The sequence below is a fragment of the Lactiplantibacillus fabifermentans DSM 21115 genome (assembly GCF_000498955.2).
In the GTDB taxonomy this organism is placed as follows: domain Bacteria; phylum Bacillota; class Bacilli; order Lactobacillales; family Lactobacillaceae; genus Lactiplantibacillus; species Lactiplantibacillus fabifermentans.
In genome coordinates this window covers 19049-43796 of sequence record NZ_AYGX02000166.1, presented here as the reverse complement: position 1 = coordinate 43796, position 24748 = coordinate 19049, and the positions used below count along the sequence as shown (strand labels likewise).

The window sequence follows — 24748 nt, the reverse complement described above, 5'->3', positions numbered from 1 at the left end:
TTATGGAGTTACGAACTCAATTTATTGCCTGAGGTGAAAAAATGAAACGCATTGGTATTTTAACCAGTGGCGGCGACGCTCCTGGTATGAATGCGGCCGTTCGTGCGGTTGCTCGTAAAGCAATGGCCGAAGGGTTAGAAGCATATGGCATCAATTACGGTTTTGCCGGATTGGTTGCTGGGGACATTCATAAATTAGAGTCAGCAGATTTAGATGGCGTTGTTGGACAAGGTGGTACTTTACTTTATTCAGCCCGTTACCCTGAATTTGCACATGAAGAAGGTCAATTGAAAGGTATCGAACAATTAAAAAAATTCGGTATCGATGCTTTGGTTGTTATCGGTGGCGACGGTTCTTATCATGGGGCCTTACGTTTAACTGAACATGGCTACAACACAATTGGGCTTCCTGGGACAATTGATAATGATATTCCATTTACTGACTTTACGATCGGGTTTGATACGGCAGTTAACACTGACGTTGAAGCGCTTGATCGGATTCATGATACGGCTCACAGTCATGACCGGACTTTCGTTGTGGAAGTTATGGGTCGTGGCGCTGGGGACGTTGCAATGTGGGCTGGTATTTCTGCCGGCGCCGATGCTATCGTGATTCCAGAACAAGATTGGGACATGGAAACTATTGCCAATACCATCAAACACAACCGCGCAAACGGTCATCGCAGCAATATTGTTGTCTTGGCTGAAGGCGTGATGGGTGCTGATGAATTCGTTGAAAAGTTATCTGAATACGGTGACTTTGATACGCGGGCTAACACAATCGGCCATATGCAACGCGGTGGTCGTCCAAGTGCTAAAGACCGGGTGATGGCTAGCAAGATGGGTGCTTACGCCGTAGAACTCTTACTTGATGGTAAGGGTGGCTTAGCCGTTGGTATCCAAAATAACCAATTGGTCACTCACAGCATGTTGGACTTATTTGATTCCAAGCATGAATCTGAATTGACTTTGACTAAGTTGAACGAAGATATTCGTTTCAACTAAATCGTTTTTCTACTAATCTGATAAAAATGACGTAAATGTCTTTTTATAAAAAACTTTCAAGGGAGAGATTTTTCTTATGAAGAAAACCAAGATTGTTTCAACACTTGGTCCTGCCAGCACCGATACTGACACTATTGTTAAATTAATCGAAGCCGGCGCAAATATTTTCCGCTTTAACTTCTCACATGGTGACCATGCAGAACATTTGGATCGTTTAAACAAGGTCCACGAAGCAGAAAAGATTACGGGTAAGACCGTTGGTATCATGCTTGATACTAAGGGTGCTGAAATTCGGACGACTGTTCAAAAAGACGGTAAGTCTGAATACAAGATCGGTGATAAGGTACGTATTTCCATGGACGATTCACTTGAATCAACTAAGGAAAAGATTGCCGTTACCTATGATGGCTTATATGACGACGTTCATGTAGGTGGTCATGTACTCTTCGATGATGGTTTATTAGACATGAAGATCGATGAAAAAGACGACGCAAATCGCGAATTAGTTACGACTGTTCAAAATGCCGGCGTCTTAGGCTCACGTAAGGGTACTAACGCTCCTGGCGTTTCTATCAACTTACCTGGGATCACTGAAAAAGACTCTGACGATATTCGTTTTGGTTTGGAACATGAAATCAACTATATCGCTGCTTCCTTCGTACGTAAGCCACAAGATGTCTTAGACATCCGTCAATTACTCGAAGAAAAGCACATGGAACACGTTCAAATCTTCCCTAAGATCGAATCACAAGAAGGTATCGACAACGCCGATGAAATTCTTAAGGTTTGTGATGGGTTAATGGTTGCTCGTGGTGACATGGGTGTTGAAATTCCAGCTGAAAATGTGCCATTGGTACAAAAGAGCTTAATCAAGAAATGTAACGCTTTAGGTATGCCAGTTATTACTGCTACCCAAATGCTTGATTCAATGCAAGAAAACCCACGTCCTACTCGTGCCGAAGCATCTGACGTTGCCAACGCTGTCTTTGACGGTACTGACGCAACGATGCTTTCTGGTGAAAGTGCTAATGGGCTTTACCCTGTTGAATCAGTTGCTATGATGGCTAAGATTGACCAAAAGGCTGAAAACACTTTAGCTGAAAACGGCAACTTACAATTAAACCGTTTCGACAAGACTAGTGTTACTGAAACTATCGGTATCGCGATTGCTCGTGCTGCTAAGAACCTTGGCATCAAGACGATTGTTGCTGCGACTGAATCTGGCTACACTGCTAAGATGATTTCGAAGTACCGTCCAAATGCTGATATCTTGGCTATCACTTTTGACGAACGGACTCAACGTGGCTTAATGGTTAACTGGGGTGTTCAACCAATCGTGGCTGACAAACCAGAAACTACTGATGACATGTTTGATTTAGCTGCTTCAAAGGCCGTTGAACTTGGCTTTGCTAAGGAAGGCGACTTAATCTTGATTACTGCCGGTGTGCCTGTTGGTGAACGCGGTACGACTAACATCATGAAGATCCAATTAATTGGTTCTAAGTTAGCTGATGGTCAAGGTGTCGGTGACGAAACTGTTATCGGTAAAGCAGTTATTGCTACTTCTGCACAAGAAGCTATCGACAAAGCGGTTGAAGGCGGCGTTTTAGTTACTAAGACGACCGACAAAGACTACTTACCAGCAATCGAAAAGTCTAGCGCTTTAGTTGTTGAAAACGGTGGTTTAACTTCACATGCTGCTGTTGTTGGTATCTCAATGGGTATTCCAGTTATCGTTGGTGTTAAGGACGCTACTACTGTAATCTCTGATGGTCAATTGATCACCGTTGATTCACGTCGTGGTATCGTTTACCGCGGTGCTTCAAACGCTCTTTAAGATTAACTTCAACTTAAATAAAAAAGTCATCGCCTCGGCGATGGCTTTTTTGTTACATAATTGAAAGGATGCTTGCCGCTGCCGGCTGACCGTAATTCCATCCGCTATGGGGACCGGTCCAAGCCTGAGAACCGGTCTTGGACCTCGCTTTTGAGCCGACAACCCAAGTCTCAAAAGACGTCCGTGGTGTAAACGGGATACAAACCAATCCCGTTAACGCCACCCGCATGGCGGATTCCATTACGGTCAGCCGACAGCTAAATTGATTTTTATCATAATGGTGTGACACCTCGCCAGCATAACGGTCGGACTATTTATTCGCCCATTATTGAGAAAGAATGGCGCTTGGAAGCTGTCGGTCCATGAGCGCGGCCAGATGGATGCTGAAATTGCGCTACTTGCACAATGACTGCCATTATTACGATGCTTACAGATTATTTATCGGTAAGACTATCTTGAAGGTGTCTGCTAACTAGCTAGAGCTCACCCGGTGGCTTTGCTAGCGGTATTTCGTTCGCATTGTTTAATACTAACTATGGTGTGACGTCATGACGTTCAGCTTAAAAATTTGGGCGGACTGGAAGCTTGGTGACTCAAAAAGGGTGTGGTAAGGTGGAACTAACAGTAGGTATGGGAGGGGCATGGTTATGGCGACAACTTTTGAACATGGGTTTATTGATATTCATGATGCCACGCAAAATAATTTACGGCATGTTAATTTACAAGTGCCAAAGTATGCGACGACGGTATTTGTAGGCTTATCGGGGTCCGGAAAGTCCTCATTAGTCTTTGATACGATTGCGGCGGCATCGCGGCGGGAACTCAATGAGACCTTTCCGAGTTTCACGCAGCAGTATTTGCCTAAATACGGCCAACCGCATGTGGGCGAGATTGACCATTTACCGGTCGCCATTGTAATTGAGCAGCAGCGGCTTGGGAAAAATGCGCGGTCGACGTTAGCGACTTATACGGGAATTTATTCGTTATTGCGGTTGTTGTTTTCCCGAATTGGCCAGCCATTTATCGGGTATTCCGATACATTTTCATTCAACTTACCACAAGGCATGTGTCCCGCCTGTCAAGGGCTGGGCTACGTGGATGATATTGATGAAGCCAAGCTAATTGACCCTGAAAAGTCGTTAAACGAAGGGGCAATCACGTTTGTGAGCTTCGGTCCGGATACGTGGCGGTGGCGGCGTTATGCGACCAGTGGCTTGTTTGATAATGATAAGCCGTTGAAGGACTATACGGCTGATGAATATGAAATGTTGATGCACGCGCCGCAACAAAAATTGGCCCATCCTGGCGACGGCTTTCCCCGGACGGCCTTGTATGAAGGCGTGGTCCCACGGATTCGGCGGTCGGTCATCGGCAAAAAAGAAGCCGAACATCATCGTGTCGCCATCGCAGCGATTGTGACGCGCAAGCCTTGTCCGGCCTGTCATGGGACGCGTTTAAAGCCGGAAGTTTTGACCAATCATATTAATGGCCTAAATATTGCGGATGTCACGGCCATGGATTTACAGCATGTCTTGCGTTTTCTCCAAGGAATCACCGCCCCGTTAGCAACGGATGTCGTCCGTGAATTGACGACTAAGATTCAGTCGCTAGTTGAGATTGGCTTGGGATACTTGACCTTGGATCGGGGGACTAGCTCACTATCTGGTGGGGAGGCCCAACGGATTAAAATCGCTAAGTATTTGACGAGTGCCTTAGTCGACATGGTTTATATTTTGGATGAACCGAGTGTCGGGTTACATCCGCATGATATTCAGCTCGTGAAACAAGCCTTAACGCGATTGAAAGATAAAGGGAATACCATTTTAGTCGTTGAACATAACCCAGCGATGATTGACTTTGCCGATTATGTGGTTGAGATGGGACCTAAAGCTGGGCAAGCCGGTGGGGCCGTGACCTTCACGGGGACTTATGACGAGCTGCTAGCGTCGGATTCATTGACCGGAAAGTGGTTACGTCAACCGCATCAATTCGGCTCTGAGCGGCAACCAACCGGTCAGATTGCGTTGCGTCAGTTGACTCAAAATAATTTAAAACAAGTCGATGTCGATATTCCGTTAGGGGTCATGACTGTCATTTCCGGCGTGGCTGGTTCAGGCAAGTCGTCGTTAGTGACCGCCTTGAAGCAGCACTTGACCCAAGACTATATTGATTTAGCTCAAGCCCCGGTCGGCATTAACATTCGGTCGACACCAGCGACTTATTTAGGGTTGTTAGATGGCATTCGCAAGCTGTTTAGCGACGCAAACGGGCGTGTGGGGACGAGTTTATTTAGCTATAATGGCAAAGGCGCGTGCCCGCGTTGTAAAGGTAAAGGGGTCACCATCACTAACATGGCCTTCATGGATCCAGTCGTGCAGACTTGTGAATTGTGCCACGGCCAGCGTTATAGCGAGACTGCCTTGCAATATCAGTATCAAGGTAAAAATATTGCGGAAGTTTTGCAATTGTCAGTGCAGGCTGCGGCCACTTTCTTTGCCGATACGCCTAAAGTGGCGACCGCACTAGCTAATTTGGACCGGGTGGGGCTAGGCTACTTAACGTTAGCCCAACCGTTAACCACGCTATCAGGTGGCGAGTTGCAACGGCTAAAATTAGCGGTGGAACTCGGTAAAAAAGGGACGATTTATTTGTTAGATGAACCAACGGCGGGCCTGCATCTACAAGATACCGCCCGCTTACTAAAATTGTTTAACGAACTCGTAGCCGCTGGTAATTCACTAATTATCATCGAACACAACTTAGCCGTGATTAGTCAAGCGGATTGGTTGATTGATGTCGGTCCGGATGCTGGCCAATATGGTGGCCGCATCCAGTATGCCGGTGTCCCGAGATTAGCCGTCGCTGAGTCGACTTCGCGGACGGGCGTGGCGCTCCGCGACTGGGTCACATCAACCGATTAGGATGCTGATTTATTAATGGTTTGATTAGACTATACAAGCCAAGTTCAGTGGCGTATATTGATAAAGCAACAAAAATCAATTAAATGAGGTTACTGAATGAAATTATTAATGATTCAAGCACATCCTGCCACGGCCAGCCACTCTAATTCGTTAGATGTCGCTGAGCGATTCCGCCAAGCGTACCAAGCTAATCACCCGGATGATGAAGTCATCATTCGCGATGTATCGGCTGGTTCACCAGGCATTAGCAGTGATTTGTTTGGAGCTATGCAACACCTACGCGCGGGGATGGCCCGCGAAGCCTTACCGGCGAGCGAACAAAAGCTAATGCAGCAACGCCACTTACTGATTGAAGAATTTGTTACTGCTGATAAATATGTTTTTGTAAATCCCAATTATAATTATTTTTTGCCGACCGAAATGAAGCAATATATTGATACGATTGCGGCCGTCCGGCAACTTTTCTACTACACGCCCGCGGGTCCCGTCGGCTTGTTACATGATAAGAAAGCCTTGCATATTCAGGCGTCCGGTGATATTTATCACACCGGTCCGAATCCCCAGCACACGAAAGATTTCGGCGATGAATATTTGCAATACATCTTACAAATTTTTGGGGTAACGGATTATCACGGCCTCTTTATTGAAGGTGGTCGCCTTAATCCAGAAAAGACAACCGATATTTTGGCGTCCGCACGGCAACAAGCAGAAACGCTGGCGGCTACCTTCTAAAACTTACTTAAAAAACATGCTAGTAGCTCGATACTGATGCCGATATGGTATTGGTGATTGATGCTATAAAAAATAGTAACGGACTGACAGCAAATCGCAATTTTTATGCGAATAGTCTACTAAACCGACACCCAAAAATTGGTGTCGGTTTTTTTAGGCTTATTTTAGCGGTAGGTGAATAGTAGTGGCATTAGCTCGAAAAGACTACGCTTAACGATGATGGGCAAAACGCTCAACTTGCTGTGCTAAATATTCGGGTGGCTCAGGCGTACCACGGGCGAGCCAGTCGGTTGCGACATTGACTACGGCGCCCGAGAAGAACTCAAGATAGTACGGTTCGTTGAAAATGGCATACGTGCGATTGTTGATGCGTTGTTGGCGGATGAGCAATTGAAAGACGGTTTGAAATGTTTTAATCAAGATCGTTAGTTTGCCGTTTTTTATCAATAATTTCGAAGTGTTGGCTTCACTTTTAGTCAGCTCAAAATAATGAGTCATCAGTTCCAGTAGGTTGATTTTACGGGCATTGGGCAAGTGTCGTAAGTAATTAAGCATATTTTGTTCTTGAAATGCGATGATAATATCATCGAAGCTATGATAATTGCGGTAAAAGTATGTGCGTGAGACGTGCGCTTTTTGACACAACTCAGTAATCGCAATATTGGCCATGGGTTTATCGGTCATGAGCTGGAGTAAGGCTTGATAAATGGCGGTTAAATTTTGTTGTTTACGTTGTTGTGGATTCATCAGTAACAACATCTCCCTTTTTGTAACCTAAACCTATCTTAATTGATGGGGTGGCCGTTACACTACCAATAACACTTAAAGGGGGAATTTTATGATGAAAAAAACAACTTTAACCGTGGGTACGATGGCGATTGGCATCTTCTTATGTATGCTCGATACGACGGTGATGAACATTGCTTTACCCGCCATGCAAACGGGGTTGCAGACGAGTTTGTCCCAATTGTCGTGGGCCTTGAATTTATATACGATTTTGTTTGCCAGTTTGACGATTCCACTTGGCCGGTTAGCGGATATTTATGGTCGCCATCGCTTTTATATTCTGGGGCTAGCCTTATTTCTAATGGGTTCGCTAACTTCAGGGATGGCCGCAAGTGTCAGTTGGTTAATTGCCGGGCGCGGTATTCAAAGTTTAGGCGCGGCGATTGTCTTTCCGGCCAGCATGACGATTGGCCTGGAACATGTTAGTCTCGCTAAACGAACGAGTGTCATCGCGATCTTAGGTACGACACAAGGCTTAGCTTCGGCCCTTGGACCAACGATTGGCGGCGCGGTCACCCAGTTTTGGGGCTGGCGGGGAATTTTCCTAATTAATGTGCCGTTAGTCGTTTTGGCGTTAGGGTTATGTTTATGGCTACTTGATTGGCACCAGCCGCGGCTCCGTAACGTTAAGATTGATTGGTGGGGCAGTTTATTTTCAATGGTGACCTTGTTTAGTTTGACACTAGTGCTCGTTAAAGGGAGCGATTGGGGTTGGACTAGCAGCGTGATTTTAGCATTAGGCGGCCTGAGCATTGTTAGTTTGAGCGTATTTATTTGGACGGAGGCCCATGTGGCGCAACCAATGATGCCACTGGACTTATTTAAGACCCGCCAATTTACGGGTGCGGCCGTTATTACCGTTATTGCAGGGATTTTTCTAGTGGCGTTACTAGTTTTGTTACCGAGCTTCTTTACTAAAGTTCAAAGTCACGACGAATTAACGGCCGCGTTAATGATTACCCCAACGTCATTAATGATTTTTATCTTTTCACCAATCAGTGGGTTATTACTGACTAAAGTGGGACCACGCTTAGTCATTGCTAGCGGAGCGGTTGCGATGGTGGCCGGCTACATCGTGATTAGTTGGGCCGACCCGGCCGACTATTGGCAAGTCTTGTTAGCACTACTACTCGTTGGTGCGGGCTATGGGATTATGATTGGACCAATCACGGTCTTAGCGGCTGGCAACTTTACGGGTGACTTATTAACGGCGTCACAAAGTGTGATTGGCGTCGCCCGTCAAATTGGGACTTCCTTAGCCGTCGCAATTTTCGTGGCGGCCCTGTCAACTAATTTAACGACGGCGAAAACGCATATTTGGCACACGGCGCAGCGCGAAGTGGCGGCATTAACGATTGATCGTCAAGCAAAGACTGACACACTGACTGCCGTTTATCGGCAATTACAAACCGAACAAACGGCGATGACGAGTGGTCCGGCCATCAGTGCCGCCAAACAACGCCGTTTAGTGCAGACGACCACCCAAAGAGTGCTCCAGCAAAAACACTTACAAGCCGCCCCGACTGCCGTCAAAAAACAAGTTGCCAAACAAGTGCAGCAACAAGTCGCACGGACGGTTGCCACGGATAATCGACAAATCGCGCAAGTGACGGCCAAAATTAAACACACGACAAAAATGGCGTTGACCCAAGCTTTCATGCGACCATATCGCATCGCGTTACCGTTTACAATCAGTTTGTTACTACTCGTGGGCTTGTTTGATCGACGGCGTGATTATTTGCAATTGACGGATGAACATGAAAAAAATTCCGGAACTCACCAGTGATTTTACCGCGAATCCTCGTAATTTAGCGCGTTTTCAGTTACAATAAATATCACGTGAGGTGTCGTATGGAAAGTTGGTTGTTTTTATTAGCGATTCTACTCGTGGCGTGGCTGGGAAAAAATCAGTCCTTGCAAATTGCCACGATCGTCGTCTTAGTGATTAAATTAATTCCTAACACAAGTAAGCTGTTAACCACGATTGGCCAAAAGGGCATCAATTGGGGGGTTACCGTGATTACGGTGGCCATCTTGATTCCGATTGCAACTGGTCAGATTGGTTTTAAAGACTTATGGCACGCGTTTAAATCACCCGTAGGCTGGATTGCGGTCGCTTGTGGCGTACTGGTTTCAGTCTTGTCGTTTCATGGCGTGGGGCTACTTTCGGCTAGTCCGGAAATTACGGTCGCTTTAGTTTTTGGGACGATTATGGGCGTGGTGTTATTACGGGGAGTTGCCGCCGGACCGATTATTGCGGCCGGCATTACTTATTGCATTATTACGGTATTACACTTGAGTTTGCAATGATATTGAAGGAGTTTATTAATGAATAGTTTTATAGGAACGGTCGTCCAGGCCAAAGTTACCGATGAAAATGATACGGCCTATTTTGTCCAATACGAAGGGCAAACCTTGATGGTCGACAAAATGGAACCCGAAAAACCCCTCCATATTGGTGGGTTATACGAAGGGTTTGTTTATGAAAATGAAGATCACCATTTACAAATGACCCGGTTCATCCCGGAGATTTCGTATGATCAATTTGTTTGGGGAACCGTTGTCCGGACCCGCCATGATTTGGGCGTCTTCGTGGATGTCGGTTTGCCAAATAAAGATTTGGTGGTCTCATTGGACGAGTTACCAACGATTAGTCGGTTATGGCCCAAAAAAGATGACCGCTTATATGTGAAGTTAGCGCATGATAATAAAGGTCGTTTATGGGCCACCCTCGCTGACCAAGCGGAATTCGCCGCCATGGCCAAACCGTATGACAAGGATGCCGTGAAGAATGCGGATACCCAAGCGACGGTCTTTCGCTTGAAGATGGCCGGGACGTCCGTTATTACCGATGATGGTCATTTAGGCTTCGTACATCCGTCTGAACGGGACCAAGAACCCCGCTTAGGTCAACATGTCAAAGCCCGGGTCATCGGTCATTTACGTGATGGCGAATTGAACTTATCTTTGAAGCCGCGGGGCTATGAAGAAATTGGTGACGATGCGCAAATGTTGTTAGCCGCGTTACAACATCAAGCGGACCATACGTTACCATTTTGGGACAAGAGTGATCCGGAAGATATCCGGACTTACTTCGGTATTAGCAAGTCCCAATTCAAACGGGCCGTGGGTAATTTATTGAAGCAACGCATCATTACCCAACAACCTGGTGAAATTAAATTAATCGAGGACTTGGATGACCAAGCCGAAGATTAATCAAAAGATGCAGGACCAGCTTGCTGATTACCTGCATTTTTTGCGTGTTGAACGCGGTTTAGTAACGAATAGTATTAAGAGTTATCAGCAAGACTTGACCGAGTTTTGTCAATATTTGACGACCCAAAAAATCGCCGATTTGCAAACGGTCGACCGCTACGTCATCTTGAATTATTTGCAATTTTTAGATGAGGGTGGGAAGTCCCGCAATACGATTATTCACGCGGTTTCCAGTTTGCGTAAGTTTTTTCAATACTTGGCGCAGATGCATCAAGTGGATAGTGACCCGATGCTGAAGATTGACACCCCCAAACGGGCTCAGCATTTGCCACAAGTCTTGTCGGCTAAGGAAGTTGAAAATTTATTGGCGGTGCCTAAGGTTGATACGCCCTTAGGTTTGCGTGACCGGGCCTTGTTAGAAGTCATGTATGCCACGGGGTTGCGGGTCAGTGAAACGATTAACTTGAAACTCGACGATTTACATTTAGACTTAGGTTTGATTCAAACGATTGGGAAAGGTGATAAAGAACGCATCATTCCGATCGGCGATGTCGCAATCGACTTTTTAGAACGGTATTTAAAGACGGCCCGGCCGAAGTTGGCCTCGCCAAAACGGCGTAATCCGTACATCTTTTTGAATAATCATGGCGGTCAGTTGACGCGTCAAGGCGTTTGGAAGAATCTAAAAGCACAAGTCAAAGCCGCGGGAATCGAAAAAAATGTCACGCCGCATACGCTACGACATTCGTTTGCGACCCATATTTTAGAAAATGGGGCCGATTTGCGGGTTGTGCAAGAATTAATGGGGCACGCCGATATTTCGACGACCCAAATTTATACGCATATTACGAAAAAACGCCTCGCGGAAGTTTATAATAAGTATCATCCACGAGCGTAATTAGGAGGATTGAGATGTTAGTCAAATATCGCAAAGATTACGAAAAAGTGGCGATGGGCCTGTTATCATTGTTGCCAGACTTTAAAGATATCGCGCATTTGCAAATGGAAATGCAGTGGTATCAATCAACTGGCAACCATCAATTATATTTATGGCGGCAAGCCGATGGTGACTTTAGCGGGGTGATTGGCATCGAAGTCGGACCTGATTTTGTGTTGGTTCACCATAACTCGTTATCACCCGAAGAACGCAATTCTGCTAATCAAGGCCAAATGCTTGATGAGCTGGCTGCGTTATATCCGGGCAAACGGGTGATGGGGACCTTAGCGATGGCAACAATTATTGGAGCGTGGGAACATCATCGAGACAAACAATCAACAACAGCCGATCACCATTAAGATCTCCGAATTTGAAGGTCCCTTGGACTTGTTGTTACACATGATTCGGCAAAACAAAATGGATATTTATGATATCCCGATTGCGGATATTACGCAGCAATACTTAGATTATTTGCATTCAATGGCGACGCTGCAATTAGACATCGCCGGCGACTATTTGGTGATGGCGGCCACGTTAATGACGATCAAGAGTCGGTATTTATTACCACAACCGACCGTCGATGACGATGAAGAGGCCGACGCGGATGAAGACCCGCGTGATTCGTTAGTTGCCGAATTATTAGCTTATAAAGTTTATCAAGAAGCGGCGGGCGAGTTACGGGTCAAAGAGCAAGCGCGGCATCAACATTTTACGCGTGAAGCGATGCTGATTCCCACCGACTTGGCGGCGCCGAAGCTTACGGCGGGCATCACCGTGGATGACTTGCAAGCGGCTTTTCGCCAATTAGTCGCTAAACGGCGGCGGGCGCGACCATTGATGAAAACCGTCGCTGCCGACCCGGTCAACATTGAAGACCGGATGACCCAGATTAAGACCCAATTAGTGGAGCATCCCCAAGGGGTCGACTTTGCGGACTTATTTACGGTCACGGCATCTGACGATATGTTAGTCACAACATTTATGGCCGTGTTAGAATTGACCAAGCAAACGCAATTAAAATTAGTACAAGCGGAGCGGCTCGGGCCAATCCAGTTATATTTGAGAACGGATGAACAGCATGACGAACATTGAACAAATTGAAGGGCTCTTATTTGTGGCTGGCGATGAAGGCATTACGGTGGCGGAGATGGAACATGCCACTGGCTTTGCTAAGCCAGCAATTAACACGATGTTAACGGCCTTGGCGACCCAATATGACCAGGCACCCGATTGTGCATTGACGATTCTATCAACGGCCAACACGTATCGTTTAGCGACTAAGGCCGAAGTGGCACCAATTTTGAAACGGTACTTTGAAGCGCCGTTGACGACGAGTTTGTCGCAAGCGTCACTAGAAGTTTTGGCGATTATTGCGTATCGGCAACCGCTGACCCGGATTGAAATCGATGAGATTCGGGGGGTCCAGAGTGGTTCGACGATTCAAAAATTAGTGTTGCGGCAATTAGTGACCGAAACGGGCCGGTTAAACGAGCCGGGGCGGCCGATTTTGTATGGTACGACGGAAACATTTTTAGATTACTTTGGGTTAAAATCACTGGACGACTTACCGGCCATCGACTTAGAAGCTTTGACCGATACGGAACATCCAGCCCCAGAAACTGACTTGTTCTTAACCGCCTTTCAAGATAAATTGCAAGGCAACTCAGCAGATAGTGAGGAAAAATAATGGCAGAACGATTACAAAAAGTCATGGCTGAAGCGGGGGTCGCTTCACGGCGCAAGTCGGAAGTTTTGATCACCTCTGGCCATGTTAAAGTGAACGGTAAAACCGTCACGACCTTAGGGGTCAAAGTTGAACCAAGTGACCACGTCGAAGTCGACGGCACCCCGTTATTGGCGGAAAAACCCGTCTATTACTTATTTTATAAACCACGCGGCGTGGTGACCACGGTTCACGATGAAAAAGGCCGCAAAACGGTTATGGACTTCTTCAAGGATGTCCCTGAACGGATTTATCCGGTGGGCCGGTTGGATTATGATACGTCCGGCTTACTCATCATGACCAACGATGGCGCCTTAGCGAACCGCTTGACTCATCCAAAATTTGAAGTTAAAAAGACTTATATGGCCAAAGTCGAAGGCGTCCCAACCAACGCTGACTTGAAGCAACTGCGGTTAGGGGTCGAAATCGACGGTCGTAAGACGGCCCCCGCTAAGTCGAACTTGATGGATAGTGACCATAAAAAGAATAATGCGTTGGTCCAATTAACGATTCATGAAGGTCATAACCACCAAGTTAAGAAGATGATGGCGGCGATTGGCCATCCAGTGACGAAGTTAAAACGGGAACGCTATGGGGTTTTAGACTTGCAAAGTCTCCAACCAGGCGAGTATCGTAAACTTAAACCAATTGAAATTAGCAAATTAAAGGGCGAACGATAAAACGCTTACAATTCGTCCTTGCATTTTGTTAGTCAACTAGTTACAATATACCTGTATTAAAAATTCAATATTGGTTCATCTTCAGGGCAGGGTGTGATTCCCGACCGGCGGTAATAGCCCGCGACCTATGCAATGCATAGTGATTTGGTGTAATTCCAAAGTCGACAGTTAAAGTCTGGTATAAAGAAGATCGAGCTTATTTGTCATAAACTAGCAAATAAACCCGCCCTGATGACTAACGTTAAAGTTAGGTTATTGGGGCGTTTTTTTGTAAAGAATACGGCAATATGGTTCATTGAAGATGACCCATAGGAGGGTGCGTTATGCAACAAACAACGTTACGCCGACTAGTGGGCATTGCCTTGCTCGGCGCGTGTGCTTATATTTTAATGTTATTGGAGTTTCCAATTATTCCAATGGCCAGTTGGATGAAGATTGACTTCTCGGATATTCCCATTTTGATTGGGCTATTTTTATACGGGATGGGTGGGGCCTTTACGATCACCATCATTAAGTTAGTCTTGCATTCAGCGACGGCTGGTTTTGCAATCTATGATTTAATCGGGTCGTTTGCGAGTTTCTTAGGTTCTGCGGTGTTAATCATCGCCTTTGCACTCGTCTTACGCTACTATCGCGGTAATGAAAAATACCGGATGCCGATTGCGATTGCAATTGCCACGGTTGGACTCGTCATTATTGAGTCGTTAGCGAATATGACCTTTGTCTTGCCGTTTTACATTCAAGTCATGGGCTTCAAACTCAGCGTCCCAGTGAACACGTTAGTCTTAATTGCCGTCATTCCATTTAATTTGATTAAAGGTCTGTTAGTCGGCAACGTCTTTTGGTTAGTCTACAATCGCTTAGCTGGTTGGCTCGGCGATCACAACCAATTGATGAGTCGGGTGAATTAAAAAATAGTTGTGATTGCCGTTGTGCGACAGTGATAATTCCAGTCGCCGTGGCGACCGGTGCGAGCCAAAGTGCGGTCTCGCACCTCACTTTGAAGCTTGGCCTAACCCGCCAATCTCCAAAGATGTCGGTGCCGTAAGCTCGGCCAAAAGCACGCCGAACTAACGGCACTTTCACGGCAACTTCCATTATCACTGACGCACAACTGAATTAGTTTTCGATTTAAAATGGTGCGACTACAATTTTTTGTGGTCGCACCATTTGTGTTGGTTACGGTTTTTGCTGAATTGAAATTAGTTGTGGCCAGGCTTTTTCGGTAAATAACTGGTAGTAAAAAAGCCAATCAAACTTCCAGCAGAGTTCGTTATCGCTAACGCAAACTGTATTGATTTTTGTTTGGAAGTGGCGCTGGTTCAGCTGTTTTTTTGCCGGAACTACACCACCGATATCTTTGGCTATTCTTTCTCAAAATTAGTTAATATTTATAGTGAATTAAACATATTTTACGATGCCAAACACAAAAGATATCCAACCTGTATTAGTGTGGCACTATTATTATTAAAAAACATCTAGCCGCCGACTGACCGTGATGGAAATCGCCATGCGGGTGGTGTTAATGGGATTGGGGTGTATCCCGTTTACACCACGGTCCTCATAGCGGCTGGAATTACGGTCAGTCGGCAGCGGCAATTTTTGACTAACCATTAGAAAAAAACGGTGAACGAGCTGTTTTACGGAGTTACCTAATGATTGGTCAAGTGCGCTTGAAAATGCTATGCTGAAAAGACTGAAAGGGGCGACCGTGGGTGTTTACGGATTATATATTAATGATGTTTAGTACGGAACCACGGCGGGCGAAAGCCGTCTTTAATGTGTTGCGCGGGCGGCGGACGGTTTCGACGTTGTTTGCGGGTCTGACCTATGACTGTTTGTCAGCATTGGACAGTTGGCATGGGGTTCCTATGGAAAAGTTTTTAGCCAGCTTGCAAGAACTGCTCACGGCCGGCGACTTGGCGACACCGATGGAAGGTTATGTCCAGTTGACGACTGCCGGGGCCGCCCATAAAGAACAGTTGCAAGCAACGTTGTACCAACCCGTGGCTTTTCGGGCATTTCAAACGATTGATGTGCGTCGTTTTACCGCGATTAGTGCGTTGGCGCTGCAAGTGGCGTCACAAGCCGTGCATCATCAGAATCGTTATTATCCGCTAACGACTGACCCCGGGATTCAAGCCATTGTTAAACAGTGGTTTCGGCGTCAAACCGTGGCACACTTGGGCGAACAGCTACATACGGAATTAACGACTTTTTTGCAGTCGTTGCCGGCGCCGTTACCGACCGTCTTTGTCGCAAGTATTAGTGGCTTTGAAAATCCGGGACAAACGGATCAACAACTGGCGACGCAATTGGATAAAACACCGTTAGAAATTTTAGTGATGCGTAAAGATTTAGCTTGTCGGTGGTGTTTGTGGCTAGAAACGCAACCACAGTCGTGTTTAGCGACGCTATTACAACCCTTAGTCAAAAGTAATCCCGTGACGCCCAGTGCTTGGCAGACATATCAAACGGTCCAACAAGGCTTAACGGTCGAGCAAGTGGCGATTCAGCGCCGTTTAAAGCTGAGTACCGTGCGCGAGCACCTGTTAGAAGTTGCCATCTTAGTGCCGACTTTCCCATATACGCAAGTATTGACGCCGGCCCGGGTGCAGACGTTAACCGAAATTTTTGCTGATCAGCCGGTGGTGGCGAACTGGCGCTTTGAACAAGTGCAAACAGTCGCCCCGGAAATGGATTTTTTCTGGTTTCGTTTATTTCAAATTATGAGGTGTCAGACGAATGCAGCGTGAGCAAATTTATCAGTTATTAAAACAAAAATACGGCTTTGATGAATTTCGTCCTGGGCAGTATGAGGTCATTAGCCAATTGTTGGCGGGGCAGGATGTCTTGGCGGTTTTGCCAACCGGGACCGGTAAGTCGTTGATTTATCAATTAGTTGGCACTATCATGCCGGGGCTAGTCGTGGTGGTGTCGCCGCTGATTTCTTTAATGCAAGATCAAGTGGCACGCCTGAATTATCAAGGCGAAAAACAAGTGGCCGCCTTGACTTCGCAATTATCTTTTGGGACCCGTCAGCAAGTGTTACGGCACTTAAATGCGTATAAATTCTTATTTGTTTCGCCCGAAATGTTGAAACAGCCGGAAGTCTTAGCGGCGGTGCAAGCCACGCCGATTGCTTTATTCGTGGTCGATGAAGCTCACTGTATTTCTACGTGGGGGCCGGATTTTCGCCCCGATTACTTGGCGCTCGGCCAGTTGCGCGAACAACTTCAGCCACAGCGGACGTTGATGCTAACGGCAACCGCAACGACCCAAGTGCGGCAAGATATTTTGGCCCAGTTACGCTTGCCCGCGGCCCAACAAGTCGTGTATTCAGCGAATCGGCCAAACATTTATTTAGGGGTGGCGGCGGTCGCTAATGAAGATGAAAAACGGCAAATGCTCCAACAGCTGGTTGTGACGGTCAAAGGGCCCACGATTGTTTACTTCAGCTCCAAGCGGCAGACTGATTTGATTGCCGAATGGCTCCAAAGTACGACCGGATTGCGGGTCGCCGGGTATCACGCCGGTTTATCAGGTGAAGACCGCTTCAAGATTCAGCAACAATTTATGGCCGGCCAGTTAGATGTTATTTGTGCCACGTCAGCGTTTGGCATGGGGATTGATAAGGCCGATATTCGCTTAGTGATTCATTATCACTTACCTACGAGTTTGGCCGACTATGTACAAGAAATTGGTCGGGCGGGTCGTGACGGGGGCCAATCGTTAGCTGTCTTGCTCTACGCACCTGGCGACGAACAGTTAGTCCGTAATTTAAATGACTTAACGTCGGCATCCGCCAATGAAATTACGCAGGCGTTTCAGCTGTATCAGCAAAATATCACCCCCCATGATGATTTAGGCCAAGTGTTACAGTTTTATTGGGAACACGATTATACGGTGGAGCAAGTGACCAAGATCTTTGAAAAACGGCAACGTGGAAAAAATGATGAACTGCGTCAACTACTCGCTTATGTTCAAGCGGAAGGCTGTCGGCGGGCCGTTTTGTTAGCTCATTTTGATGAACCGGCGCCGACGCATACTAACGAATGCTGTCAGTTAAAGGGCGATTCGCTCCCAGTAGCGGCACTTAATTTACAAGCGCCATTACGTGCGCAAACACCCCCCAATCCAGCGTGGGAATCGATTTTAGACCAGTTGTTTTTACAAAATTCTTAAAGAAATCAATTAAGGGTTATGTTACAATATTGGTTGAAAGTTTTTTGAGGAGGAACACCCTATGAGTCAAAAAAATGATAATGAAAAGTCCCAAAAAGATAAACCATGGGACAAAACTTTTGAAGACGATCGGGATGATTCGGGCAATTTGTCGCGGACTCAAAAACGCAAACAGGATAGCAGCAATTCAACATTGACCACCGTTTTAGTGGTTTTAATTTTGTTGTTGGCCTTAGCACCAATTGGTTATTTTTTGGTGAAGAAAAATTCGCTGAATAATCCGCAACAAACCGAACAAGTCGCTAGCTCGAGTTCGAAGAGCAAGTCTTCGAGTGTCGCCGCTTCAAAAGCCTCTTCAAAGGCCGCCGCTAAAAGCGAGTCGGTCGCAGCTGCTAAGAAAAAGGCAGCGGCGAAGAGCAGCAGTTTAGCTTTGGCTAGTTCCAAAAAAGCTGCTAGTAGTGTCAGTGCCAGCTCTGAAAGTACGGCGAGTACTGAGAGCAGCAGTGACAGCAGTAGTAGCGCATCAAGTAGCAGCAGTAGCTCCGAATCAACTAGTAAGAAATACGTAACCGTTGAAGCCGGTCAAGGGGTTTATCGGGTCGCGACGAATGCCGGGATTTCCGTGGACAAACTCTTAGAATTAAATGGCTTATCATCCGGTTCCACAATTTCAGCTGGTCAAAAGCTACGCGTTCGTTAAGCACGAACAGCTGCTAAAATTGGAGGGTAAGAACTTAATGGCAGAACAAGCATTACAAGTTGCCATCGATGGCCCAGCATCCGCTGGTAAGAGTACCGTTGCCAAACTCGTTGCCAAACGGTTTGGCTATATTTATGTCGATACTGGTGCCATGTATCGAGCCGTAACTTATTGGGCAATGCACCACCAAGTTGAATTGACTGACGAGGCGGCCGTTGCCGATTTAATGCAAACACTCACGATCAGTTTCAAACCAGGTGAGCCTGACCAACTCGTGTTTGCCAATGACGAAGAAATCACCATGGCCATTCGCCAACCGGACGTCACGAATAACGTGTCGACGATTGCGGCCTTGCCTAAGGTTCGCGAAATTTTAACGGACCAACAACGTGAAATCGCCCAACGGGGTGGCATCGTCATGGACGGTCGGGATATCGGGACGACCGTTTTACCCGATGCGGAAGTGAAAATCTTCTTAGTTGCATCGGCCGCGGAACGCGCTAAACGGCGTTACGCTGAAAACATCAAAAAAGGGATCGATACGCCTTTAGCCCAATTGCAAGCTGAGATTGAACTCCGGGACCATAAGGATTCAACTCGGAAAGTATCACCATTGACCCAAGCAGCCGATGCAATTCTTGTTGATACGACACCCATGTCGATTGAACAAGTGGTTGATACCATCGCTGATATTATAAAAAAACAAAGTTCAACAATCTAATTGCATTTACTTAGTGCTTTTAGCTAGCTTTTCATTGCGTTTTCAGCTATGATATAGGTTAGAGTTATTGTTGACAGGAGGAAATTTGCATGAGTGAAAACGAAAACAGTCAAAATGAGAAAAATGAACTTTTAGACGCTTTAAATAGCGTTGAAGAAGTTAACGTCGGTGACGTAGTTAAGGGTGAAGTCTTAGCTATTGATGACGACAAGCAAGTTATTGTTGGTATCCAAGGTACTGGTGTTGAAGGGGTGGTTCCTTTGAAGGAACTTTCAACTTCACGCGTAAACGATGTCAACGAAGCTGCTAAAGTCGGTGACGTTTTAGACTTAGTTGTCATTTCTCGGATTGGCAGCGACAAAGAAAACGGTAGTTACTTACTATCACACCGTCGCCTAGAAGCTCGCAAAGTTTGGGACGACGTTGAAAAAGAATACGAAGCAGGTCATACGATTAAAGCTCCTGTAACGCAAGTAGTTAAGGGCGGCTTAGTCGTTGATGCTGGCGTACGTGGCTTCATCCCGGCCTCAATGATTGATGATCACTATGTTGAAGACTTGAACGCTTACAAAGGTCAAGAACTCGAACTTAAGATTATCGAAATCGAACCAAGCGAAAACCGCTTGATCTTATCACACCGTGCCGTTGTTGAAAAGCAACTCGAAGCACAACGTGAAGAAGCTTTGAAGACCTTACAAGCTGGCGAAGTTGTTGAAGGTAAAGTTGCTCGTTTGACCAACTTTGGTGCCTTTGTTGACCTCGGTGGTATCGATGGGTTAGTTCACGTTTCAGAAATTTCATTTGATCGGGTTGAAAAGCCTGCTGATGTTTTGAAGGTTGGTCAAGAAGTTAAGGTTAAGATCTTATCTGTTGACGCTGACCGTGAACGGGTTTCATTATCAATCAAAGCCACTTTACCAGAACCATGGGATGGCATTGAAGAAAAAGCTCCTCAAGGCGCTGTCTTAGACGGTAAAGTTAAACGTTTGACTAGCTTTGGTGCTTTCGTTGAAGTCTTCCCTGGTGTTGAAGGTTTGGTTCACATTTCACAAATCTCACATCAACACATTGCAACGCCAAACGACGTATTGAAGGTCGGCCAAGACATCAAGGTTAAAGTCTTAGATGTTCGTCCTGACGAAAAACGTTTAGCATTGTCAATCAAGGCTTTGGAAGAAAAGCCACAAGCTGCTGAAGGCGAAGAAGAAAACCACAGCAACAACAACCGCGGTGGGAACAACCGTCGTAACAATCGTCGCGACGACCGTTCAGCTGCTGAACGCTCAACGGCTAACGCACCAGAAGAATCAACTGGTTTCAGTTTAGGTGATTTGATTGGTGACGCTTTGAAGAACGCTGAAAACAACGATGATGAAAAGTAATCATTGATTGCTTCTAAAAATACCCTTCAAGCTTGCCTTGAAGGATATTTTTTTATGAATTTAAATATTTTTTGAATGGCGGTTATGACTTGCCGCCAGTTGCGAACTGCCATGACACCGTGGGGCAGACCTGGGGCCAAAATGCGGTCCCCAGGGCGCTTGGAAGCCCCACACAACCCGTGGGTCTACCAAGTCGGCCCACAGTCTAAGCCACCAAAAAACAGTGACTAAGACTGTCGACACGGTGCCATGGCAGTTCGCAACTGGCTATCAGTGTATTGCAACGATGGACACTTAGTAATATGCTGAAAGTTGCGTTTTTGGCGGTAATTGGTACACTGAATGTGGCGCAATTATCGGTCAGCTATCAATTCACAGATTGATATTAGATGATGTTAGTGAATAATCATCGCAATTAGTCGGAGGTCCGCTGAAATTTCGCTGTGAAAATGATCTTAGCGGGTGTTTTTTGGCCGCTTAGATCATGGGTCGTGTTGGTAGACGGGCGGTCTTGGCCTGGCTGCCAACCGCTGTTGATGACCGCACTCTGGCATCAACAGGTTGCCCCACAGCGATGTTTCAGCGGACCGGAGACGGCTCAAAACGTCAAATAACTCAAATTTGAATGAATATGCACGAAGGAGGAACACAACATGCCAAAACCAGTAGTGGCAATTGTTGGACGCCCTAATGTGGGTAAATCCACGATTTTTAACCGGATTGCCGGGGACCGAATCTCGATTGTTGAAGATACGCCCGGGGTTACGCGGGATCGGATTTATGCCAATAGTGAATGGTTAGGACAACAATTCAGTTTAATTGATACTGGTGGGATCGATATTGACGATGCCCCCTTTATTAAACAAATTACCGAACAGGCGGAAATCGCGATCGATGAAGCCGATGTTATCGTTTATTTGGTCAGCGCTAAAGAAGGCGTGACGGATGCCGATGAACACGTGGCCCAAATTTTATATCGGTCGGATAAGCCGGTCGTTTTAGCGGTCAATAAAGTGGATAATCCGGAATTACGGAGTGAAATTTATGATTTCTATTCCTTAGGTTTCGGCGATCCCTATCCAATTTCTGGGGCCCATGGCTTGGGACTTGGGGATTTATTGGATGCCGTCATCAAAAACTTCCCTGAAAGTGGCGAAGACGATGAACCGGGCACGATTCGGTTCAGTTTGATTGGTCGGCCGAACGTTGGTAAATCATCGATTGTTAACGCCTTATTAGGTGAAGACCGGGTCATCGTCTCGGACGTGGCCGGGACGACACGGGATGCGATTGATACGAAGTTTACCGATAAAGAAGGTAATCGCTTCGTCATGGTCGATACTGCCGGGATTCGGAAAAAAGGTAAAGTTTACGAAAACACGGAACGTTACAGTGTGATGCGCGCGTTAAAGGCGATTGACAATAGTGACGTGGCCTTATTCGTTATCAATGGTGAAGAAGGCATTCGGGAACAAGACAAGCGGGTGGCTGGTTACGCGCATGAAGCGGGTAAAGCTATCGTGATCGTGGTCAATAAGTGGGATTTGGTTAAAAAAGATAACCATACCATGCAAGAATTCGAACAGTACATTCGTGACCAGTTCGTTTACTTGAGCTATGCACCGATTGTTTTCGTGTCGGCTAAGACGAGTCAACGGTTGGAACAATTACCGGCCTTGATTCAAAAGGTCAACATGAACCATTCACGGCGGATTCAATCATCTGTCTTGAACGATGTCATCATGGATGCGATTGCGATGAATCCAACGCCAAGTGATAACGGGAAACGGTTGCGCGTTTATTACGCGACCCAAGTGGCCATCCAACCACCAACCTTTGTCGTGTTTGTCAATGATCCTGATATGATGCACTTTTCATACGAACGGTTCCTCGAAAATCAAATTCGGAACGCTTTTGATTTTACGGGTACGCCAATTCATATGATCGAACGGCGGCGGAAGTAGCCAAAATGGCGCAAACTAGGCATTTTAGCATAAGGTATCAAAGTTGTAAACGATTATTACTCAATTTCGATATTTTAGCCAAAAACCTTAAAAAAGCTTGCTATTACAGCATTCCTATGCTATCTTTGAACAAGAAATGATGCTTGTCATCGTTTCTCTCATTTTTGGACCACTCAAAAATGATCATCTGGATGTACGGAATTTAAAAATGAACATACATCTTCACTCTGTAAAGGGGAGGTGAATCAAACATGGCAAACAAAGCTGAATTAGTTAACAACGTTGCTGCTGCAACTAACTTAACTAAGAAAGACGCAACTGCTGCTGTAGACGCAGTATTTGCATCAATCCAAGACACTCTTGCAAAGGGTGAAAAAGTTCAACTCATCGGATTTGGTAACTTCGAAGTACGTGAACGTGCTGCTCGTAAGGGCCGTAACCCACAAACTGGCGACGAAATCCAAATTCCAGCAAGCAAAGTACCTGCATTTAAGCCAGGGAAAGCTTTAAAGGATGCAGTTAAATAAGCGTCACTAAAGTTTCAAACTTTAAAGTCAGTATAGCAACCGTTATACTGGCTTTTTTGTGTGCATTTGCGTTATGATAGTAAGTCGAATTATGACTAAATGGCGAAAAAAGGATGGGTGCAATGACTTATTCAGAAAAAATGCTCGCCGCGTTATCCAACGGGCAATTAGAAACAGCCAATAAACATTTCGCGTGGGCGCTTCGTAAAGATGATGACGACACGTTGTATAGTTTGGCCGAAGAATTATACGGACTAGGCTTCCTAAAGCAAGCCACCCGTATTTATAAAAAATTATTAGCAAAGTATCCGGACGAAGATGATTTGCGGACCAGCTTAGCCGATATTGCCATTGATGATGACGATACTGACTTAGCACTCGATTATTTACATCAAGTAAAACCCGATTCACCGGCGTATGTCCAAGCTTTATTAGTGGAGGCCGACTTATATCAAACGCAAGAGCTATTTGAAGTGAGCGAACAAAAACTGGTGGAAGCGTACAATTTAGCGCCCGACGAACCAATTGTTGAATTTGCGTTGGCCGAATTTTACTTCTTAATTCGTAATTACAATAAAGCGATTCGTTTCTATCTGGATTTAATCAAAAAAGGCCAGTTAGAAATTTCTAAAGTGAACTTAGTTGAACGGTTAGGGGTCTCGTATGCCGAAGCCGGGAAATTTGAACAAGCGGTTGGGTATTTAGAACAAATCAAACCGGCTAAATTAACGCCGGATAGTCAATTTGAACTTGGATTTACGTACTTACAATTGAACGAACCGCGCAAAGCCATCGACGTATTCAACAAGTTACGTGAACAAGATTCACAATATGCGACGGTCTATCCTTACTTGGCTGAAGCCCAAGAACAACTCAACCAGCTTGATAAGGCCTTATTGACGTTACAAGAAGGTTTAGCGGTCGATCAGTATAATGAGCAGCTCTATTTGCAAACGGCGCGTATCGCCCTCAAATTGGACGATATGGACCTTGGTGAGAAGTATTTGCGTGAAGGCTTGAGTATTGATCCGGATAATTTGACGACGGTATTGGAATTATCTAATTTGTTAGTTAAGCAAGAACGCTATCAAGATAATATTGATTTGTTGGACCAATATTTACAGAGTAATGAATTTGACCCACAATTTTATTGGAACTTGGCGATCTCTAACGACCGCCTTGATCACTTCAAACAGGCCAAAGATAACTATGAAGCTGCCTATCCGTTCTTTGAACATAATGCCGACTTCTTGAAACCAGCGATTTACTTCTTCCGTGAAGCAGGGTTAATTGATGAAACCGTGGCGGCCTTACGCAACTATTTGACGATTCAACCGGACGACGGTGAGATGGTCGCAATGTTGGAAGATTATGAGGACCAAGGGTATTAGCATTGATTAAATCGTGATGAGGCGGCGTGGCTGTGAATTGAA

The 24748-nt window shown here is 45.8% G+C and carries 22 protein-coding genes and 1 riboswitch; of the genes, 21 read left to right on the top strand and 1 reads right to left on the bottom strand.

What is annotated here, in order from left to right; all coding sequences use genetic code 11:
- The first annotated feature begins 41 nt into the window (after positions 1–41).
- The 4 genes from pfkA to DY78_RS14375 all read left to right on the top strand — a co-directional run bounded on the left by pfkA (position 42) and on the right by DY78_RS14375 (position 6494).
- Complete coding sequence (pfkA, locus tag DY78_RS14390) at positions 42–1004, top strand: 6-phosphofructokinase (protein ID WP_024625149.1); 963 nt, start codon at positions 42–44, stop codon at positions 1002–1004.
- A 76-nt stretch (positions 1005–1080) separates the two neighbouring features.
- Positions 1081–2841: a pyruvate kinase gene (pyk, locus tag DY78_RS14385; protein WP_024625150.1), complete on the top strand. Its 1761-nt coding sequence runs from the start codon at positions 1081–1083 to the stop codon at positions 2839–2841.
- Between the two features lie 647 nt (positions 2842–3488).
- Entirely contained in the window at positions 3489–5762 is a 2274-nt protein-coding gene (locus DY78_RS14380; RefSeq protein ID WP_420805693.1) for an ATP-binding cassette domain-containing protein, read from the top strand.
- A 96-nt stretch (positions 5763–5858) separates the two neighbouring features.
- Positions 5859–6494 carry an FMN-dependent NADH-azoreductase gene (locus DY78_RS14375; RefSeq protein ID WP_029779023.1) on the top strand — a complete coding sequence of 212 codons (636 nt, stop codon included), beginning with the start codon at positions 5859–5861 and terminating at the stop codon, positions 6492–6494.
- Positions 6495–6704: 210 nt separating this feature from the next.
- Here DY78_RS14375 and DY78_RS14370 read toward each other — a convergent pair whose 3' ends face one another.
- Positions 6705–7241, bottom strand: a complete 537-nt coding sequence (locus tag DY78_RS14370) for a TetR/AcrR family transcriptional regulator (RefSeq protein WP_024625152.1) — start codon at positions 7239–7241, stop codon at positions 6705–6707.
- A gap of 91 nt (positions 7242–7332) precedes the next feature.
- Here DY78_RS14370 and DY78_RS14365 point away from each other — a divergent pair, with 91 nt between their 5' ends.
- The 17 genes from DY78_RS14365 to DY78_RS14285 all read left to right on the top strand — a co-directional run bounded on the left by DY78_RS14365 (position 7333) and on the right by DY78_RS14285 (position 24706).
- The gene (locus tag DY78_RS14365) at positions 7333–9066 is read left to right on the top strand and encodes an MFS transporter (protein WP_024625153.1); all 1734 of its coding nucleotides are present in this window, start codon (positions 7333–7335) and stop codon (positions 9064–9066) included.
- 65 nt (positions 9067–9131) lie between these two features.
- A complete protein-coding gene (locus DY78_RS14360; RefSeq protein ID WP_024625154.1) occupies positions 9132–9590 on the top strand; it encodes a DUF441 domain-containing protein in 459 nt (152 codons plus the stop codon).
- Positions 9591–9608: 18 nt separating this feature from the next.
- On the top strand, positions 9609–10496 hold the full coding sequence (locus DY78_RS14355) for a CvfB family protein (RefSeq protein WP_024625155.1): 888 nt from the start codon (positions 9609–9611) through the stop codon (positions 10494–10496).
- 7 nt (positions 10497–10503) lie between these two features.
- Positions 10504–11394: a site-specific tyrosine recombinase XerD gene (gene xerD / locus DY78_RS14350; RefSeq protein WP_024625156.1), complete on the top strand. Its 891-nt coding sequence runs from the start codon at positions 10504–10506 to the stop codon at positions 11392–11394.
- 14 nt (positions 11395–11408) lie between these two features.
- Entirely contained in the window at positions 11409–11792 is a 384-nt protein-coding gene (locus DY78_RS14345) for a hypothetical protein (RefSeq protein ID WP_024625157.1), read from the top strand.
- A 40-nt stretch (positions 11793–11832) separates the two neighbouring features.
- The gene (locus DY78_RS14340; protein WP_235810684.1) at positions 11833–12525 is read left to right on the top strand and encodes a segregation and condensation protein A; all 693 of its coding nucleotides are present in this window, start codon (positions 11833–11835) and stop codon (positions 12523–12525) included.
- Complete coding sequence (scpB, locus tag DY78_RS14335) at positions 12512–13120, top strand: SMC-Scp complex subunit ScpB (protein ID WP_024625159.1); 609 nt, start codon at positions 12512–12514, stop codon at positions 13118–13120. Before DY78_RS14340 ends, scpB begins: the two co-directional genes overlap by 14 nt.
- Positions 13120–13836 carry a pseudouridine synthase gene (locus tag DY78_RS14330; RefSeq protein WP_024625160.1) on the top strand — a complete coding sequence of 239 codons (717 nt, stop codon included), beginning with the start codon at positions 13120–13122 and terminating at the stop codon, positions 13834–13836. The genes scpB and DY78_RS14330 overlap by 1 nt, the downstream gene beginning before the upstream one ends.
- 73 nt (positions 13837–13909) lie before the next feature.
- A riboswitch (FMN riboswitch) is annotated at positions 13910–14031 on the top strand.
- Between the two features lie 128 nt (positions 14032–14159).
- Positions 14160–14747 carry an ECF transporter S component gene (locus tag DY78_RS14325; RefSeq protein ID WP_024625161.1) on the top strand — a complete coding sequence of 196 codons (588 nt, stop codon included), beginning with the start codon at positions 14160–14162 and terminating at the stop codon, positions 14745–14747.
- 804 nt (positions 14748–15551) lie between these two features.
- Positions 15552–16592 (top strand): YpbB family protein, encoded by a 1041-nt coding sequence (locus DY78_RS14320; RefSeq protein ID WP_024625162.1) that lies wholly within the window; start codon positions 15552–15554, stop codon positions 16590–16592.
- Complete coding sequence (locus DY78_RS14315) at positions 16582–18021, top strand: RecQ family ATP-dependent DNA helicase (RefSeq protein ID WP_024625163.1); 1440 nt, start codon at positions 16582–16584, stop codon at positions 18019–18021. The genes DY78_RS14320 and DY78_RS14315 overlap by 11 nt, the downstream gene beginning before the upstream one ends.
- Positions 18022–18082: 61 nt before the next feature.
- The gene (locus DY78_RS14310) at positions 18083–18721 is read left to right on the top strand and encodes a LysM peptidoglycan-binding domain-containing protein (RefSeq protein ID WP_024625164.1); all 639 of its coding nucleotides are present in this window, start codon (positions 18083–18085) and stop codon (positions 18719–18721) included.
- 37 nt (positions 18722–18758) lie between these two features.
- The gene (cmk, locus tag DY78_RS14305; RefSeq protein WP_024625165.1) at positions 18759–19442 is read left to right on the top strand and encodes a (d)CMP kinase; all 684 of its coding nucleotides are present in this window, start codon (positions 18759–18761) and stop codon (positions 19440–19442) included.
- Positions 19443–19531: 89 nt separating this feature from the next.
- Positions 19532–20824 carry a 30S ribosomal protein S1 gene (rpsA, locus tag DY78_RS14300; RefSeq protein ID WP_024625166.1) on the top strand — a complete coding sequence of 431 codons (1293 nt, stop codon included), beginning with the start codon at positions 19532–19534 and terminating at the stop codon, positions 20822–20824.
- 653 nt (positions 20825–21477) lie between these two features.
- Positions 21478–22788, top strand: coding sequence for a ribosome biogenesis GTPase Der (der, locus tag DY78_RS14295; protein WP_024625167.1), 1311 nt, complete (start codon positions 21478–21480; stop codon positions 22786–22788).
- A 251-nt stretch (positions 22789–23039) separates the two neighbouring features.
- Positions 23040–23315, top strand: a complete 276-nt coding sequence (locus tag DY78_RS14290) for an HU family DNA-binding protein (protein ID WP_003640587.1) — start codon at positions 23040–23042, stop codon at positions 23313–23315.
- 122 nt (positions 23316–23437) lie between these two features.
- Positions 23438–24706, top strand: a complete 1269-nt coding sequence (locus DY78_RS14285; protein ID WP_024625168.1) for a tetratricopeptide repeat protein — start codon at positions 23438–23440, stop codon at positions 24704–24706.
- Positions 24707–24748: the final 42 nt, after the last annotated feature.

Coding starts and splice junctions, on each gene's coding strand:
- rpsA (WP_024625166.1), top strand. CDS start 19,532: ATGAGTGAAAACGAAAACAGTCAAAATGAGAAAAATGAACTTTTAGAC.
- DY78_RS14310 (WP_024625164.1), top strand. CDS start 18,083: ATGAGTCAAAAAAATGATAATGAAAAGTCCCAAAAAGATAAACCATGG.
- der (WP_024625167.1), top strand. CDS start 21,478: ATGCCAAAACCAGTAGTGGCAATTGTTGGACGCCCTAATGTGGGTAAA.
- cmk (WP_024625165.1), top strand. CDS start 18,759: ATGGCAGAACAAGCATTACAAGTTGCCATCGATGGCCCAGCATCCGCT.
- xerD (WP_024625156.1), top strand. CDS start 10,504: ATGCAGGACCAGCTTGCTGATTACCTGCATTTTTTGCGTGTTGAACGC.
- DY78_RS14355 (WP_024625155.1), top strand. CDS start 9,609: ATGAATAGTTTTATAGGAACGGTCGTCCAGGCCAAAGTTACCGATGAA.
- DY78_RS14370 (WP_024625152.1), bottom strand. CDS start 7,241: ATGAATCCACAACAACGTAAACAACAAAATTTAACCGCCATTTATCAA.
- DY78_RS14290 (WP_003640587.1), top strand. CDS start 23,040: ATGGCAAACAAAGCTGAATTAGTTAACAACGTTGCTGCTGCAACTAAC.
- DY78_RS14285 (WP_024625168.1), top strand. CDS start 23,438: ATGACTTATTCAGAAAAAATGCTCGCCGCGTTATCCAACGGGCAATTA.
- pyk (WP_024625150.1), top strand. CDS start 1,081: ATGAAGAAAACCAAGATTGTTTCAACACTTGGTCCTGCCAGCACCGAT.
- DY78_RS14345 (WP_024625157.1), top strand. CDS start 11,409: ATGTTAGTCAAATATCGCAAAGATTACGAAAAAGTGGCGATGGGCCTG.
- DY78_RS14365 (WP_024625153.1), top strand. CDS start 7,333: ATGATGAAAAAAACAACTTTAACCGTGGGTACGATGGCGATTGGCATC.
- DY78_RS14325 (WP_024625161.1), top strand. CDS start 14,160: ATGCAACAAACAACGTTACGCCGACTAGTGGGCATTGCCTTGCTCGGC.
- DY78_RS14380 (WP_420805693.1), top strand. CDS start 3,489: ATGGCGACAACTTTTGAACATGGGTTTATTGATATTCATGATGCCACG.
- DY78_RS14360 (WP_024625154.1), top strand. CDS start 9,132: ATGGAAAGTTGGTTGTTTTTATTAGCGATTCTACTCGTGGCGTGGCTG.
- DY78_RS14340 (WP_235810684.1), top strand. CDS start 11,833: ATGATTCGGCAAAACAAAATGGATATTTATGATATCCCGATTGCGGAT.
- DY78_RS14315 (WP_024625163.1), top strand. CDS start 16,582: ATGCAGCGTGAGCAAATTTATCAGTTATTAAAACAAAAATACGGCTTT.
- DY78_RS14330 (WP_024625160.1), top strand. CDS start 13,120: ATGGCAGAACGATTACAAAAAGTCATGGCTGAAGCGGGGGTCGCTTCA.
- DY78_RS14375 (WP_029779023.1), top strand. CDS start 5,859: ATGAAATTATTAATGATTCAAGCACATCCTGCCACGGCCAGCCACTCT.
- pfkA (WP_024625149.1), top strand. CDS start 42: ATGAAACGCATTGGTATTTTAACCAGTGGCGGCGACGCTCCTGGTATG.
- scpB (WP_024625159.1), top strand. CDS start 12,512: ATGACGAACATTGAACAAATTGAAGGGCTCTTATTTGTGGCTGGCGAT.